This window comes from Ottowia thiooxydans DSM 14619 (genome assembly GCF_000422885.1).
Taxonomy (GTDB): Bacteria; Pseudomonadota; Gammaproteobacteria; order Burkholderiales; family Burkholderiaceae_C; genus Ottowia; species Ottowia thiooxydans.
This window is the reverse complement of the sequence record NZ_AUGX01000001.1, coordinates 187,403-200,813: the sequence shown is the minus strand read 5'-3', so window position 1 is coordinate 200,813 and position 13,411 is coordinate 187,403. Positions and strand designations below refer to the sequence as shown.

General features: G+C 62.6%; 18 protein-coding genes and 2 pseudogenes. 13 read left to right on the top strand and 7 right to left on the bottom strand.

The window, feature by feature from the left end:
- The first annotated feature begins 277 nt into the window (after positions 1-277).
- A complete protein-coding gene (locus G518_RS0101040) occupies positions 278-586 on the top strand; it encodes a DUF736 domain-containing protein (RefSeq protein ID WP_028600934.1) in 309 nt (102 codons plus the stop codon).
- A 52-nt stretch (positions 587-638) separates the two neighbouring features.
- Here G518_RS0101040 and G518_RS0101035 read toward each other — a convergent pair whose 3' ends face one another.
- Positions 639-929, bottom strand: coding sequence for a helix-turn-helix domain-containing protein (locus G518_RS0101035; RefSeq protein WP_028600933.1), 291 nt, complete (start codon positions 927-929; stop codon positions 639-641).
- A 450-nt stretch (positions 930-1,379) separates the two neighbouring features.
- Between G518_RS0101035 and G518_RS33345 the strand changes: the two are divergent.
- From G518_RS33345 to G518_RS0100980, 10 genes and pseudogenes are all read left to right on the top strand, one after another.
- Positions 1,380-1,737 (top strand): annotated as a pseudogene (locus tag G518_RS33345) (DUF2958 domain-containing protein).
- A 370-nt stretch (positions 1,738-2,107) separates the two neighbouring features.
- Entirely contained in the window at positions 2,108-2,869 is a 762-nt protein-coding gene (locus G518_RS0101025) for a DUF2285 domain-containing protein (RefSeq protein WP_028600932.1), read from the top strand.
- A gap of 117 nt (positions 2,870-2,986) precedes the next feature.
- Entirely contained in the window at positions 2,987-3,283 is a 297-nt protein-coding gene (locus tag G518_RS0101020; RefSeq protein ID WP_028600931.1) for a helix-turn-helix transcriptional regulator, read from the top strand.
- Between the two features lie 26 nt (positions 3,284-3,309).
- Entirely contained in the window at positions 3,310-4,161 is an 852-nt protein-coding gene (locus tag G518_RS0101015) for a replication initiator protein A (protein WP_028600930.1), read from the top strand.
- A 277-nt stretch (positions 4,162-4,438) separates the two neighbouring features.
- Positions 4,439-5,077 (top strand): ParA family partition ATPase, encoded by a 639-nt coding sequence (gene parA, locus G518_RS0101005; RefSeq protein WP_028600929.1) that lies wholly within the window; start codon positions 4,439-4,441, stop codon positions 5,075-5,077.
- Positions 5,074-5,334, top strand: a complete 261-nt coding sequence (locus tag G518_RS0101000; RefSeq protein WP_028600928.1) for a hypothetical protein — start codon at positions 5,074-5,076, stop codon at positions 5,332-5,334. Before parA ends, G518_RS0101000 begins: the two co-directional genes overlap by 4 nt.
- Positions 5,331-5,882: a DUF2840 domain-containing protein gene (locus G518_RS0100995; RefSeq protein WP_036593144.1), complete on the top strand. Its 552-nt coding sequence runs from the start codon at positions 5,331-5,333 to the stop codon at positions 5,880-5,882. The genes G518_RS0101000 and G518_RS0100995 overlap by 4 nt, the downstream gene beginning before the upstream one ends.
- Entirely contained in the window at positions 5,879-6,442 is a 564-nt protein-coding gene (locus G518_RS0100990) for a S26 family signal peptidase (protein WP_028600926.1), read from the top strand. Before G518_RS0100995 ends, G518_RS0100990 begins: the two co-directional genes overlap by 4 nt.
- Entirely contained in the window at positions 6,439-6,951 is a 513-nt protein-coding gene (locus G518_RS0100985; RefSeq protein ID WP_051235776.1) for a hypothetical protein, read from the top strand. The genes G518_RS0100990 and G518_RS0100985 overlap by 4 nt, the downstream gene beginning before the upstream one ends.
- Entirely contained in the window at positions 6,948-8,912 is a 1,965-nt protein-coding gene (locus G518_RS0100980) for a relaxase/mobilization nuclease and DUF3363 domain-containing protein (RefSeq protein ID WP_028600924.1), read from the top strand. The genes G518_RS0100985 and G518_RS0100980 overlap by 4 nt, the downstream gene beginning before the upstream one ends.
- Before the next feature lie 108 nt (positions 8,913-9,020).
- Here the strand turns inward: G518_RS0100980 and G518_RS0100975 are convergent, their stop codons facing one another.
- Genes G518_RS0100975 through G518_RS0100955 form a run of 5 tightly spaced genes read right to left on the bottom strand, consistent with a single transcriptional unit; the run spans position 9,021 to position 11,915 of the window.
- Positions 9,021-9,392, bottom strand: a complete 372-nt coding sequence (locus G518_RS0100975; protein WP_028600923.1) for a DsrE family protein — start codon at positions 9,390-9,392, stop codon at positions 9,021-9,023.
- A gap of 59 nt (positions 9,393-9,451) precedes the next feature.
- The gene (locus tag G518_RS0100970; RefSeq protein ID WP_028600922.1) at positions 9,452-9,814 is read right to left on the bottom strand and encodes a carboxymuconolactone decarboxylase family protein; all 363 of its coding nucleotides are present in this window, start codon (positions 9,812-9,814) and stop codon (positions 9,452-9,454) included.
- A 15-nt stretch (positions 9,815-9,829) separates the two neighbouring features.
- Entirely contained in the window at positions 9,830-10,207 is a 378-nt protein-coding gene (locus tag G518_RS0100965) for a DUF5368 domain-containing protein (RefSeq protein WP_028600921.1), read from the bottom strand.
- Positions 10,208-10,219: 12 nt separating this feature from the next.
- A complete protein-coding gene (locus G518_RS0100960; protein ID WP_051235775.1) occupies positions 10,220-11,578 on the bottom strand; it encodes an NAD(P)/FAD-dependent oxidoreductase in 1,359 nt (452 codons plus the stop codon).
- Between the two features lie 13 nt (positions 11,579-11,591).
- On the bottom strand, positions 11,592-11,915 hold the full coding sequence (locus tag G518_RS0100955) for an ArsR/SmtB family transcription factor (protein ID WP_028600919.1): 324 nt from the start codon (positions 11,913-11,915) through the stop codon (positions 11,592-11,594).
- Between the two features lie 70 nt (positions 11,916-11,985).
- Here G518_RS0100955 and G518_RS33340 point away from each other — a divergent pair, with 70 nt between their 5' ends.
- Positions 11,986-12,792: a SulP family inorganic anion transporter gene (locus G518_RS33340; protein WP_211231652.1), complete on the top strand. Its 807-nt coding sequence runs from the start codon at positions 11,986-11,988 to the stop codon at positions 12,790-12,792.
- On the opposite strand, the pseudogene G518_RS39035 reads toward G518_RS33340, so the two are convergent.
- Positions 12,738-13,019: pseudogene (locus tag G518_RS39035) on the bottom strand (MBL fold metallo-hydrolase); the annotation flags it as partial. The gene G518_RS33340 and the pseudogene G518_RS39035 overlap by 55 nt on opposite strands.
- A gap of 78 nt (positions 13,020-13,097) precedes the next feature.
- On the opposite strand from G518_RS39035, the gene G518_RS0100945 reads away from it, so the two are divergent.
- Positions 13,098-13,409 carry an ArsR/SmtB family transcription factor gene (locus tag G518_RS0100945; RefSeq protein WP_028600918.1) on the top strand — a complete coding sequence of 104 codons (312 nt, stop codon included), beginning with the start codon at positions 13,098-13,100 and terminating at the stop codon, positions 13,407-13,409.
- Positions 13,410-13,411 lie beyond the last annotated feature (2 nt).

The window sequence follows — 13,411 nt, the reverse complement described above, 5'->3', positions numbered from 1 at the left end:
GCCAGTCTCCTTTCGGGGCGAATCGGCCCAAGGCGTCCTTGTCTCGCTGTGAATCCTGGCGGGGGCGCGGCTGCGCCTCGTGCTTCATGGCTGCAACCGTCCGTCGCAAACAATTTCCCCGGCACGGTGTGCCTTCCTCGCGCAGCAAATTCTTTGCGCCTCCCGGCCCTCCACGATGTTGCGGCCGCAAGCGGTGCAGCCAGCCCGTCCCCCGCCGGACGGATCACAACAAGGACGCGATGGGCACGACCTTGCAACCCCGAAAGGAAACTTCATCATGGCCAACATCGGCACCTTCACCCCAGACAAAGACGGCTTCACCGGCACGCTTCGCACCCTGACGCTCAACGTCAAGGTCAAGTTCATCCCGAACGACAAGACCAGCGACAACGCCCCCGACTTCCGCATCCAGGCAGCGACTGGGCTGGAAGTCGGCGCGGCGTGGAAGAAAGTCAGCCAGGCCGAGCGGCCCTATGTGTCGTGCAGTTTGGACGACCCTTCGTTTCCTGCCACGGTCTACGCCCGCCTGATCGAGGGAGAGGACGGCACGCACAACCTGATCTGGTCGCGCAGCAAGGGCGACTGATCGTCAACCCGTTCCCCCGCCCACCGTGGCGGGGTGTTCTCTGGCGGCAGTGCTACGACTCGGCAGCCGCAAGCCGGCTTTCCGTCGCCGTCATCAAATCGGCCGAACTGCAACCCAACGCCCGTGCGATCTTGAGGATGATCGCCAACGTGGGCATGTGTTCTCCGCGTTCGATCTTCCCCATGTGCGAGCGCTCGATGCCCGCCAGATAGGCCAACGTTTCCTGGGCAACCCCTTGCTCTGTTCTGGCCGCACGCACCGCCGCACCGAAGGCTTGTGCCGGTTCGGCCTCGAAAGTGGTTGCGCCGGCCGGTCGGCCACGCTGGATTGATCGCTTCTGCATACACAGAAGGGTCGATTCGCAGCACAATTAAAACCACGTTATCTTTAACTCATTCTTTGATTTCAACCTACCATGTCGGGTGACGCTCTCATTCTTTCTTGTGCTTCTCCGCTTAAACCCAAAGCCGGTTCCGTATCTCTGTATTTGCGTGCGTTCGTTGACTTCCAACTCTACGTATTTGCGGATTTCCGTAAATCCGCAATCACATATCTGAGGTTCCCAGTGCATCCACCAATGCGGCTTCGTGCATCGCCGGCTTTGTGGGCATCCTGGCTACCACCGCTTTTTCCAGGTTCACCCCTCAGCGGACAAGTGCGCGAGCCTGGCGCACGCCGCTTGACGTCAACCCCGGCCCACACCGGACCGTGTTGGGGTATGACGGCCGCGCTCTGCGCGTGCGCCCCAGTTGCCTCGCTCCGCCGTGGAGCGAACCCTTCAAAGGTAGCAACCATGATCCAAGCTCTCCTCACCGACGAACAACGCACTCAACTGCTGGCCAATGGCCGGATCACAGCCGAAGGCGGCGACCATGATCCGCAGCCCGTCGTCAAGCTGTTCACGCCGGATGCGCACGCAACCTGGCTGCTTACCGAGCTTGACCCCGAAGATGGTGATACGGCCTACGGCCTACGGCCTCTGCGACATTGGCATCGGCATGCCCGAACTGGGAGCGGTAAAGATTTCGGATCTGGCGTCCATCGTCGGGCCGTTCAAGCTGCCCATCGAACGCGACCTGTATTTCACGGCGAAGCGCACGCTATCGGAGTACACGCGGCTGGCCCGAATCAATTGTTCGATCATCGACTGATCGAACCCGATAGCCCGCTTCAGAGGGTCATCCGAACGCTGTAAAGCTGGGCCAATGGCAGCGCACTGTGTCTATTTCGGTCTGAGTTCAGACCCTGTTCGCATCAATCCGCACTCTGCACTCGATCGGTGCAATGGTGGCCCAAATGGTCATGATCTTCGGCCCGCTTTGCGGCACCGTTGTTGATGCTGCACAGCAATATCGGTTGTGCAGCCGTCGCATTCGGACAAATCCAGCAACGCTTCGGAGACCATCGGTCTTGACATCGCCATCTTACAGAAACTCACATATCGTTTTGACGATGACTCCATAGCTTTCTAAATGCTGGTGCCTGTGGCGACTGTTCCTGCTGTCCAACAGGGGGATCTCCATGGCAGAAGCAATTTCCGATCAGTGGCATCCCAGCGCCGCGTATCTCTATGTTCTTCATTTGGACGGCCCCGCCTTGGCCTGGGAATACCTGCGGCGCGCCCCAGACTATCGGCGCGACTGGCTTCGCCGCTGCCGACATCCCGACACCGCGCTGCTCTGGGGTCTGCGCCTGCTGGAAGATCCTGGCCTGGATGCGCGGACCGCACACCCGACTTGGTTCCCCGACCACGACACGGTGGTGCAGCTCTACCCCGATGTCGATCCACCGCTCGATGCCTTGCCTTTTGAGTTCTGGCGCATCCCAGGCTACAAGCAACTGATCCATGATGGCCGGCGCCTGTTGTTGGTGGCCCGTCTGCCGGGCTATTGCCTGCGGCTGGCACTCGCGCCGGCGCTGGATGAAGGCATGGCCTACGTCCACGCCTTCCGCGCCTGCCATTCGCCCTGCGCCCGGTATCGCGCGTTGGCGGACGAATTGGGCAAGCTGGCAGCAGCGCGTGTCGAACCTGTCGCGGCGACGAAATGCCGCCCAAGCCAGACCATGCTGCTGGAGCTGCACACCTTGCAGGCGCTCGACGGCACCCTGGCGGGTGCGTCCCTTCGCACGGTAGCCGATGTGCTGTACGGCCCCGATGCAGTGGCCACCGACTGGCACGCGGACGGCGACCTGCGCGCCCGCGTGCGCCGCCTGGTACAGCGGGGCAAGAAGCTGATGCGTGGCGGATATCGCCGCCTGGCACAGCTTCCGCCGCTGGACTAGGGACGTTCTGCGTTCGCTGCAAAACATCCCTGAGCAGGACGCCGCCCTTTCTTGAGACTGGCCTCCATCCGGTCGCGCTGTTGTGGCCGGCGACCCTGACCGATGGAGGTTCACACCATGAGACCAGCTCCCTTGCGGCCCGCCGCCACACCCCCACCCGCGACCACGCAGCCAGCCCGTTACCTCACCAACGATGAGGCCGCCGACTTCTTGCGTCTCTCGCCGCGCACGCTGGAGAAGCAACGTGTCATCGGCGGTGGCCCACGCTTTCGCAAGTTCGGCCGGCGCGTGATGTATTCCGTAGCCGATCTGGAAACCTGGGCGGACGCTCGCAGTTTTGAGGCCACGTCCGACCCGGAATATGCCGAGCACCACTCGGGAGACAGCCGCGATGGTCAACATGGTCGCCGCTGACCATCGACGCGCCGGCAGCCATCGTCATGTCCAGCCCATCGCTGCCGCAGGTGCAGCCGATGCAGCAACGCGAACAGCTCGACCTGTTCCACGCGCTGCCGGGCGACATGGCACCGCGCGACGCCCAGGACTTGATGGCCTATCCCTTCTTCTCCCTGGCGAAGTCGCGGCGTATTGCGCCGATCGACTTCCGCTCCGGTGGCGTGACCGTGCGGGTGGAGGGTACGGCCGAACATGGCATCGCAACGATCTGGGATGCCGACATCCTGATCTGGGCAGCCAGCCAGATCGTCGAAGCCAAGGATGCCGGTCTGCGCCCCTCGCGGCTGATGCGCGCCACGCCCTACGAGATCCTGCGCTTCATCGGGCGCGGCAAGTCGCTGCGCGACTACCAGCGCCTCAAGGCGGCCCTGGATCGCCTGCAATCGACCACGATTGCCACGTCGATCCGCGAAACGACAGGCAGGCGCCTGCATCGCTTCTCGTGGATCAACGAGTGGAAGGAACTGGCCGACGTCAATGGTGTACCTCTGGGCATCGAGCTGATCCTGCCGGACTGGTTTTATGCGGGCGTGCTGGATGCGGCACTGGTACTCACCATCGATCCGGCGTACTTCAAGCTCACTGGCGGCATCGAGCGCTGGCTGTACCGGCTGGTGCGCAAGCATGGCGGGAAGCAGGAATACGGCTGGCAGTTCGACTTCCGGCACCTGCATCGCAAGTCGGGCAGCACGTCGCGCTTCTCGGACTTCGCTTACGACCTGCGCGCTTTGGTGGCACGCCAGTCCTTGCCGGGCTATACCTTGAGCATCGAACAATTGCCCGGCGAGGCGGAAATCCTTGCCTTCTGTCCCGTGCTGCATACGGCACGGGGATAACTCCGGCAATGCCTGTGCATAGACTCGTGCTATCAGGAGTAAGGGGTATCGTGCTATCGGGAGTACGACTGTCGTGCTATCAGGAGTACGAACCGCCCGCAAACCCAATAGCCGCGCGGGTTTCGGCCCCCCTTAACTCCCCTAACTTCAAATACCTAACTTTTAGTAGGAGCGCGCCGTTTCGGTGGACAACTGCTGAAAACCAAAACCGAAGTCAAAACCCAAGACGTTTTGCCAGGCAGAAAAAGACAGGCTTTCCACATCGGAGGGCCACGCCATGATCGTCGCCTTGCTCAATCAAAAAGGCGGGGTTGGCAAAACCACGCTCGCCACCCATATCGCCGGTGAGCTGGCGATGCGGGGGCAATCGGTCATCCTGCTGGATGCCGACCCGCAGGGTTCATCGCTGGACTGGACACAGCGGCGCAGCCAGCAAGGATTGCCACGGCTGTTCAGCGCTGTCGGTTTGGCAAGGGAAACCCTGCACCAGGAGGCGCCTGAACTCGCCAGGCGCGCCGATCACGTCGTGATCGATGGCCCGCCCAGGATCGCAGCGTTGGCGCGCTCCGCGCTACTCGCTGCGGATTGCGTACTGATTCCAGTCCAACCCAGTCCCTACGACCTCTGGGCCAGCGCCGAGATGGTGGCGCTGATTCGCGAGGCGCAGGTCTTTCGGCCGCAGCTGGCAGCGGCCTTCGTCATCAACCGGCGCGTCAGCACCACGGTGATCGGACGTGAGGCGCGCAGCTCGCTGGCCGATCAGCCCCTGCCCGCGCTGCGCGCCGAAGTTCGTCAGCGCATCGTCTTTGCCGACAGCGTGGCCGCCGGCCGACTGGCACGCGAACTGGCGCCGGACGGCGCGGCCGCACGCGAGATCGCCGCGCTGGTCGATGAACTGCTTCGGTTGTCACCATGAGCGGCGCGCCCAAAAAAAGCGCCTCGCGCATCCCCATCGGCGCTCGTCCGCCGGCGAATCCGCAAGCGCAAGCGTGGATTCGCCAGGGCGACGGCAGTGACATCCACAAGGGTGACCTGTACACCGCTCGATTGACCCTCGACGTAACGCCCGCGCTGCGCGCTCGCATCAAAGTTTCCGCCTTCACACAGAACAGCACGGTGGCCGAGTTGCTGCGTGCCTTGCTGGAGCGGGAGTTCCCGGAGAAGACACCATGACTGCAAACAACCAGGTGCAAGCAGCCGCTGACACGGCTGCGCCATCGCCCTCGCCATCGTTTTCCGCACTCGCAAGGCAGTCCAGCAACACGCCGCTGACCCGCGTGGCGCTCGCTTTCGTGAGCCAGCGCATTAATCTCTATCTGCGCTTTGGCAACCCGGCGCACACCCTCCAGCTCGACCGCTGGCGACGCAGCGCGGTGTTCCTGCCGGCGTCCATCCTCTGCCGTATCCGCTGGGAGTCCAACGACTACGGCACTACGCGCTGGCAGCTCATGGTGATGCAGGCCTGCACGCCATTGGATACCGTGCAGCGCATTCCTGGTGTGCAACCCGGCGCACGCATCCTTTTGCACGCAGAGGGCGAGCAAAAGGTGCACGACACGCTGGCGAGGATCGACGCCATCGAGGCTCTGGGCGTCGCCACCATCGACGTGTCACCCGCGTACTGGCGTACGCTGGGCAACCGTCTGGCGGCTGGCCTGCCGCTGCCCGACTACACCACCGAGCGGCACACCGCATGGTTGGCCGGGAGGGCACTGCAATGACGGCCACTACGACGACCATGCCTCGTTCACGCCTGCGTGCTCGCATCGTGCTGGCGGCCCTGTCTGTCTGCAGCCTCGCTGCGCTGGCCTGGGCATCCTCCGTGCAGCCTGCGGCGCGTTTCGTCTACAACCCGTCCGACAGTGTGCCGGTCGGCTGGTATCGCATAGCGCCAGCCGAATCGCCGCCGCGTCCTTTGTCCGTGGGCAGCATCGTGCTGGTCCGGCTTCCGACAGACGTGGCCGCGCTCGCTGCGCAGCGCGGCTACCTACCGGCGCACATCCCGCTGCTCAAACGTGTGAGCGCGCTCGCGCCACAACACGTCTGCATCGTTGGCGGCGTCGTGCAGATAGACGGCGTGCCTGCGGCCGCCGTGCTGCCTGCCGACCGCATGGGACGGCTGCTGCCGTCGTGGCCGCAGTGCCGACCGCTTGCCGAAGGTGAGCTGTTCCTTTTAAGCGCGACCCATCCGGCGTCGTTCGACAGCCGCTATTTCGGGCCGATTTCTGCATCCGCCGTGATCGGCATGGCGCAGCCGATTCACCTGGAGAAGCGACCATGACCTTGCCCGACTGCCGGCCTCGCTGGCGCATTGACCGTCGCTTCGCCTACCTCACGTCCGGCGCGCTGTCGCTTGTCATTGACGTGCTATCAGGCGTGCCACTGCGCATGCGCTCGCCGCGTCGCAGTGCGGGCAGCGCGAGCGCACCCGCGTCGCGCTTCGCACCTCACCCTCTGTTGTACTGCGTCGTGCGTTCCCCCGTGCAGATCGCTTGCCCCGAACGCTCCATGCCTGCGGCATGGCGGGCGTTCGCCGCGCGGCAGGCTGGGCCCTGCGCAGCGCCGCCGGGGCATCGCATTCCCGTGTCGTCAGGCCGGGAAAAGATGCAGGGCAAGATTGAAGGGTCCGGCACGCTGCCGGCCCATGAGCGAGTCTGCACGTGGGGTTGGCGCGGCACGCGCCTTTGGGCGGCACTGTGCCGCGAGGGTCGGCAAAGCCTTGTGGGCATTGGAGAATCTGCGTGCATGGCACGCCGTGATTCGATGGCTTTCGCTGGAGCAACGCCATGAGCAAGCGTGGCAACTCGGACGGTGACGATCATTTCCGCATCCGACCGGGCACCCCAAAGCAGCGCGGCCAGGCCTTTGTCTCGCAGGTATTGCGCCAGACCACCAAGGCCTCCAACGCCACCGGCGGGCAGCGTGGCAAGGGCGGCAAGACGCCGGGTTCGCGGCTGGGGCGCGGCCATGTGGCAGCGCGCTTCACCGGGCAGGTGCTGTCCGCACGTTCCAGGCGCGTCACGGTCAAGGTGCGGCTGGTCTACCTGAAGCAGGCAGGTGTGCGATCGACCATCACGCACCTGCGCTACATCGAGCGCGAAGGCGTGGGCCGCGAGCAGGACACCAGCGAGGCCTACGGACCGATGACCGACCGCGCCGACTTGCCTGCTTTCGAGGAGCGCGGCCGGGAAGATCGGCATCAGTTTCGCCTTATTGTCTCGCCCGAGGATGCCGAACAGCTCGACGACCTGCGCACCTATACCCGCCACCTGATGGGCCGCATGGAGGCCGACCTTGGCAGCCGCCTGGATTGGGTAGCGGTGAACCACTGGAACACCGACAACCCGCATACCCATATCGTGCTACGCGGCAAGGATGACACCGGCAAAGACCTCATCATCTCGCAGGCCTACATCACCCGCGGCATGCGCGAGCGCGCTGCCGAGCTATCCACCGAATGGCTGGGGCCGCGTACGGAGCTGGAGATCCAGCGCACGCTGGTGCGCGAAGTTGATCAGGAACGCTGGACCAGCTTGGATCGCACCCTACAACGTGAGGCACGGGACGGGCTGAACCATGTCGATCAACCAGCCGGCGATCCGAAGCTGCGACAGCAGCGTGTGTTGCTGGTGGGCCGTTTGCAGCGGCTTCAACGCATGGGACTGGCGACTGAAGAACGTCCCGGCGTCTGGGCGGTCCACGTTGACGCCGAACAGACTCTGCGGGCACTGGGCGAGCGTGGCGACATCATCCGCACGATGCAGCGGGCGATGGGCAACCAGCAACGCGACCTGGCCGTGTTCCAGCCGGGCGAGGACAGCCGCTCCATCATCGGCCGTGTGGCCGCCAAAGGCCTGGCCGACGAGCTGCACGACAAGGGCTATCTGGTGGTCGATGGCATTGACGGTAAGGCGCACTACGTGGCATTACCAGCCAAGACCGAAGTGGAGCAGTTCCCGATCGGTGCAGTGGTCGAAGTTAAAGGCTCGGCCAGCGTGCGTGAGACGGACAGGACCATCACCGCGCTGGCTGCCCATGGTCTGTACCGTACTGATCATCATCTGACGATTGCCCAATCACAGTCCACACCGGAGCCGCGCGAGGTGGTCGATACCCACGTTCGGCGACTAGAAGCACTGCGCCGACTCGGCATCGTGGAGCGCATGGCGGAAGGTGTTTGGCGGGTACCGGATGACCTGCCCGAGCAGGGCCGTCAGTACGACGCACAGCGCCTGAGTGATGTGGCGGTGGAACTACGTTCGCACCTACCCATCGAGCAACAAACCCGTGTGATCGGCGCGACTTGGTTGGACCAGCGACTGATCTGCGACGGCAAGGGTGTAGGCGATCTGGGCTTCGGCAGCGAAGTCAAGGATGCGTTGCAACAGCGCTCGGACTTCTTGATCCAGCAAGGCTTGGCCGAGCGACACGGGCAGCGCGTGGTCCTGGCTGGCAAACTGCTGGCGACGCTGCGCGGGCGGGAGCTTGCGACTGCCGGTCGGACCATCGCGGCCGAGACGGGCTTGCAGCATCGACCGGCGGCCGATGGCGAGCGCGTCAGAGGCGTCTACCGACGCAGTGTGATGCTCGCCAGCGGGCGGTTCGCCATGCTCGATGACGGGTTGGGGTTCCGACTGGTGCCGTGGAAGCCAGTGATTCAGCACCGGCTGGGACAGACACTGGTGGCGACGGTGCGCGGAGCCGCGGTGTCGTGGGAGGTTGGACGGCAACGTGGGCCGGCGGTCGGTTAGATCATCTAATCCCGCCGGTCTACAAGACCATGTCCCTAAAACGAGAACTCGCAGTCGGTGACAGTACTTACCTACAGCACAAAGAAGAGATAAGCAGCCTATCGGCCATCAAGCAATTTGTAACGACCCATTGGCCCCCATCAGCAGGTCGATAACGTCCGGCGCAGAAATGATCTCAAAGCGCGGATCCATCTGCTCGGCGCTCATGCCGTTGTGAACCATGCAGGACTTACAAATGGCGATGCGCCCGCCTTTGTCCAGGTACTTTTGCAGCAGATCGGCCACGGCTTCGAAAGGTGGACCGATATCCATGCCGTTTGCCGCATCTGGCCTTCCCAGCTCAACCGCCTCGACCATCAGGATGATGCAGGCCGTATGGCCCTTGAGCAGAGCATTGAGCGCCATCGTGAAGGCTACGGTCACCTTGTTGGGATTGCCCTTGCCGTCAAAGAGGGTGGTGACGAAATCAGACTGTTGCATGTTGGTACTCGGTGGATGGTTGGTAATAAACGGGGCATGCCAAAACATGCCGTCGGCAGTTACGGTGCGGGTTTCTCGGCTGCCGTAGAAAACTCGTTGAAGGCGGCCACTGCATTGGCCGCGTACATCGCGGATGGCCCGCCCCCCATGTAAATCGCCACGCCGAGAGCTTCATTCACCTCTGCGGTGGAGGCACCCAGCTTGACCAAAGCCTTGGTATGGAACCCGATGCAGCCATCACAGCGTGCTGCCACACCCACGGCCAGCGCGATCAACTCCTTGGTCTTGGCGTCCAAAGCACCATCGGCCATGGCTGCTTTGCCCATGTCGCCAAAGCCTTTCATCACCTGGGGGAGCCCTTTGTGAAGTGGGGCCAGATTGCCCATGATTTCGTGCGTAAGTTCTCTATAGTTGCTTGTCATTTCAAAGACTCCTGGTTAATGGGAAAGTACAACTGATCGGGCTTCAGGGTGCCGGCAGATCGCCCACCACCCCGCGATGGTGTAGAAGACGATGGCAGCACCGACCAAGCCCAGGCCAAACACCAGCGCGATCAAGAGCCAGTCGGCGGGGCCGCCGGCATCCGTGAAACCGGAAGAGGACACGTTCGCCATCAGCATGAGCGCAAAGACGCCACCGATCAGTCCCAAAGCTTGCGAACGCACGAACCTTCGGGACACGATCTTGCGCTCCCGGACCAGCAAGAGCATGAACGCCAGCGTGCCCAGCACCATGATGGCAACCAACGGCCAGAGCAGCGCCCCGAGCATTTCCTGGAACACCGACAGCAGGATGAGTGGATCAAGTTCTTTCATGGTCAAGACTCCTTATGCGTTGCCGCGCAGCATGCTGATGTAGGTGGGCTTGAGGGCCATGGTCTTCATGACCCAACTGATCCACAGCTCTTCGAGCGGCGCGATCAAGCCCGGGAAGGACGGCACCAGGTTGTTCTGGTAATCGAACTCCACCAGCATCGCCTGGCCCAACCGGGTGATCAGTGGGCACGAGGTGTAGCCGGTGTAAAGCGCATCGGAGTTCTTGCCCGCGATATCCGCCAGGAGGTGGTCCACGGCCACAGGCACCTGCCACTTCACGCTGGCGGCGGTCTTGCCCTTGGGGACGCCCGCGATGTCGCCCACGCCGAACACGTTGGGGTAGCGCACGTGGCGCAGCGTGCCCTTGTCCACTTCCATCCAGCCTTCGGCGGCCCAGGCACCCGTCTGCCACGGCAAAGGACTGTTGCGGATGACCTCGGGCGCGCGCATTGGCGGGATGACGTGGATGAAGTCGTAGCCTTGTTCTTCCATGCCCCCAGGCGTGCTGAAGGTGGCGATGCGCTTGCCCGGGTCGATGGCCTTGAGCACGCGCTCATAGTTGACCTGGATGCCACGTTCCTGGAACAACATGCGCACCTTCTCTGAAACGATGGGCACGCTGAACAACACCTTATTGTTGGAGTTGTAGACCACCTCGGCCTTGCTGCGCTGGCCGCGCCGCGTCAAGTGATCTTCGGTCACGAATGTGTATTTGAGTGGCGCTCCAGCGCATTTCATTTCGGTGGACGGGCGTGTAAAAACACCCCTGCCGCCCTTGTCTGCAAAGGCTGACATCGCCTGCCAGGTGGCCTGGGCACCCGCTGGGCTGTGGTAGATGCTGCCGATGCCGTTTTGGCCAATCAGCTTCTCGTCCATGCCTTCGATCAGGCTGTACTCCAGCACCATGCCGGTAGCGACCACGAGGAAGTCGTAGGGATAGGACGCGCCGCTGTCGGTGACGACCCTATTGCCCTGCGGATCGAACTCAGCCACACGCTCCTGTACCAGCTCCACGCCCTCAGGTAAATATTCCGCAGTGGTGGAGGTCACGTAGCCCACGGGCTTGATGCCCGCCCCCACCAGTGTGAAGCCGGGTTGGTAGAGGTGCTCCTTGCGCGCGTCGATCAAGGTGATCTTCGCGCCGTCCAGCGAAGCGGCCAGACGAGACGCTGTGGTCAAGCCCGCCGCACCAGCACCCGCAATGACGATGCGGGCCTTGGTCTTTGTTTTGTCCGCTGCGCGGGCTGAGACTGGCTGGAGCAAGGTGCCCGCAGTCCCCACGGCGCCCAGCATCAGCAAGGCGCGTCGACGGTTCAAGGCATTTGGTAAATCGATGCTTTCGGAGATGTCTTTGTATTTGTCGTGTTTCATGGTTTCAGCCCTTTCACTTCGGAGCGCAGTAAATGTCCCAGAGCGTGCGCATGACACGCATGACGTTGTCATTGGCCAGCCGGTAATAAACGAACTTCCCCTCCTTCTCGGTATCGACCAAGTTTTCCTGCCGCAGCACGGCCAGTTGCTGCGACAAGGTGGGCTGGCGAATGCCGGTGATCGCTTCAAGTTCGCCCACGTTGAGGCGCTCGGACGCGATCTGGCATAGCAGCAACAACCGATCCTCATTGGCGAGCGTCTTCAACAACGCGCAGGCCTTACCCGCATGCTCGCGAAGCTGTTCCGGTGTCTGTAGATGGCTTTTCTTGCTCGTCATGTGAGTTGCTGATTCAATTGATATATAAAAGTATAAACTATAAATATAGATATTGAAATCGGGCCAACGCATGGGACTCAACGATCAGCGAAACACCAGAAAACCATTCTTCTCAATCGGGCGCTGGCTCCCGATCCTGTCGTGGGCAAGCAGCTATGACCGGAGCCAGTTCTCAGGCGATCTGTTGGCAGCCGGCATCGTCACGCTGATGCTGATGCTGATGCTGATGCTGATGCTGATGCTGATGCTGATTCCCCAAAGTCTGGCCTACGCCCTGCTGGCCGACCTGCCACCTCAGGAGGGGCTGTATGCCAGCATGCTGCCCCTGCTCGCCTACGCGCTCTTCGGTAGTAGCCGAACGCTGGCGATCGGGCCAGCCGCAGTGACATCACTGATGACGGGGGCAGCCATCGGCCAGGTGGCTGCCGCAGGTTCGGCAGCGTCTTGGGAGGTGGCATTGGTTCTGGCCTTGCTTTCGGGTCTGATGCTGACCGCGATGGGTGTGCTGCGACTGGGACTCCTGGCGAATTACCTGAGTCACCCAGTCATTTCCGGCTTCATATCGGCGTCCGGCGTGCTGATCGCCTTCGGCCAGGCCAAGCATGTGCTAGGCGTTACAGCCTCGGGCGACACTCTGCCCGAATTGCTACCCGCGTTGTGGCGCAGCCTGCCCCATACCCATGTCCCCACGTTGCTGCTCGGACTGGTGGCACTGGTTTTTCTGTGGTGGTCGCCTAGCAGGCTCAAGCCCTGGCTGCGTCGACAGGGCGTCGGGTCAAGCATGGCCGACGCACTCTCCAAGGCGGGACCGGTGGCGGCCGTCACGGCGACCTGCGCGCCGGTGCGCTGCTTCAGGTACGGCGCGGCGCTCAGATGATCCGCATGGGCATGGGTTTCCAGTATCCACGCAATCGCCAGATCCTGCTCGCGCGCGGTTGCCAGAACCCGGTCGGCCGAACGGGTCGAGGCCTTTCCGCTGCGGTGGTCGTAGTCGAGCACCGGGTCGATCACGGCGGCTTGCCGCGTCGCGGGATCGGACACCAGATACGTCACCGTGTTGGTGGCCTCATCGAAGAAGGCCTGAGTCTGGGCGGAAGAATGCATGGCGCGCCTTTTTGTCGGATGTTGTTTGAACGTTTATTAGCTTATGCTAAATTAGCTTTTCATTAAATACTACTAGCCATGGCACTGAGCAAGAAAGACCAGCAGTTCCTCCAAGACGGCGCAGCCAAGGCTGCAGCCATGCTGCGCGCCGTCGGCAATGAAAACCGTTTGCTCGTGCTCTGTCTGCTGATCGAACACGGGGAGATGACGGTGGGCGCGCTGCACGAGAAGGTGGCACTGAGCCCGTCCGCCTTGTCGCAGCACTTGGCCAAGATGCGCGGCGAAGGGCTGGTGACCTTCCGGCGCGAGTCGCAAACCCTCCACTACCGCATCGAAAACCCGGATGTGGCCAAGCTCATCGCCACGCTCAAGAACATCTTCTGCCCATAACC

What these genes read in the sequence shown, in the direction of transcription:
- G518_RS33340 (WP_211231652.1), top strand. Translation starts at nt 11,986, where the DNA reads ATGGGACTCAACGATCAGCGAAACACCAGAAAACCATTCTTCTCAATC.
- G518_RS0101020 (WP_028600931.1), top strand. Translation starts at nt 2,987, where the DNA reads ATGAGACCAGCTCCCTTGCGGCCCGCCGCCACACCCCCACCCGCGACC.
- parA (WP_028600929.1), top strand. Translation starts at nt 4,439, where the DNA reads ATGATCGTCGCCTTGCTCAATCAAAAAGGCGGGGTTGGCAAAACCACG.
- G518_RS0100995 (WP_036593144.1), top strand. Translation starts at nt 5,331, where the DNA reads ATGACTGCAAACAACCAGGTGCAAGCAGCCGCTGACACGGCTGCGCCA.
- G518_RS0100955 (WP_028600919.1), bottom strand. Translation starts at nt 11,915, where the DNA reads ATGACGAGCAAGAAAAGCCATCTACAGACACCGGAACAGCTTCGCGAG.
- G518_RS0100965 (WP_028600921.1), bottom strand. Translation starts at nt 10,207, where the DNA reads ATGAAAGAACTTGATCCACTCATCCTGCTGTCGGTGTTCCAGGAAATG.
- G518_RS0100980 (WP_028600924.1), top strand. Translation starts at nt 6,948, where the DNA reads ATGAGCAAGCGTGGCAACTCGGACGGTGACGATCATTTCCGCATCCGA.
- G518_RS0100970 (WP_028600922.1), bottom strand. Translation starts at nt 9,814, where the DNA reads ATGACAAGCAACTATAGAGAACTTACGCACGAAATCATGGGCAATCTG.
- G518_RS0100960 (WP_051235775.1), bottom strand. Translation starts at nt 11,578, where the DNA reads ATGAAACACGACAAATACAAAGACATCTCCGAAAGCATCGATTTACCA.
- G518_RS0100985 (WP_051235776.1), top strand. Translation starts at nt 6,439, where the DNA reads ATGACCTTGCCCGACTGCCGGCCTCGCTGGCGCATTGACCGTCGCTTC.
- G518_RS0101025 (WP_028600932.1), top strand. Translation starts at nt 2,108, where the DNA reads ATGGCAGAAGCAATTTCCGATCAGTGGCATCCCAGCGCCGCGTATCTC.
- G518_RS0101015 (WP_028600930.1), top strand. Translation starts at nt 3,310, where the DNA reads ATGTCCAGCCCATCGCTGCCGCAGGTGCAGCCGATGCAGCAACGCGAA.
- G518_RS0100945 (WP_028600918.1), top strand. Translation starts at nt 13,098, where the DNA reads ATGGCACTGAGCAAGAAAGACCAGCAGTTCCTCCAAGACGGCGCAGCC.
- G518_RS0100975 (WP_028600923.1), bottom strand. Translation starts at nt 9,392, where the DNA reads ATGCAACAGTCTGATTTCGTCACCACCCTCTTTGACGGCAAGGGCAAT.
- G518_RS0100990 (WP_028600926.1), top strand. Translation starts at nt 5,879, where the DNA reads ATGACGGCCACTACGACGACCATGCCTCGTTCACGCCTGCGTGCTCGC.
- G518_RS0101035 (WP_028600933.1), bottom strand. Translation starts at nt 929, where the DNA reads ATGCAGAAGCGATCAATCCAGCGTGGCCGACCGGCCGGCGCAACCACT.
- G518_RS0101000 (WP_028600928.1), top strand. Translation starts at nt 5,074, where the DNA reads ATGAGCGGCGCGCCCAAAAAAAGCGCCTCGCGCATCCCCATCGGCGCT.
- G518_RS0101040 (WP_028600934.1), top strand. Translation starts at nt 278, where the DNA reads ATGGCCAACATCGGCACCTTCACCCCAGACAAAGACGGCTTCACCGGC.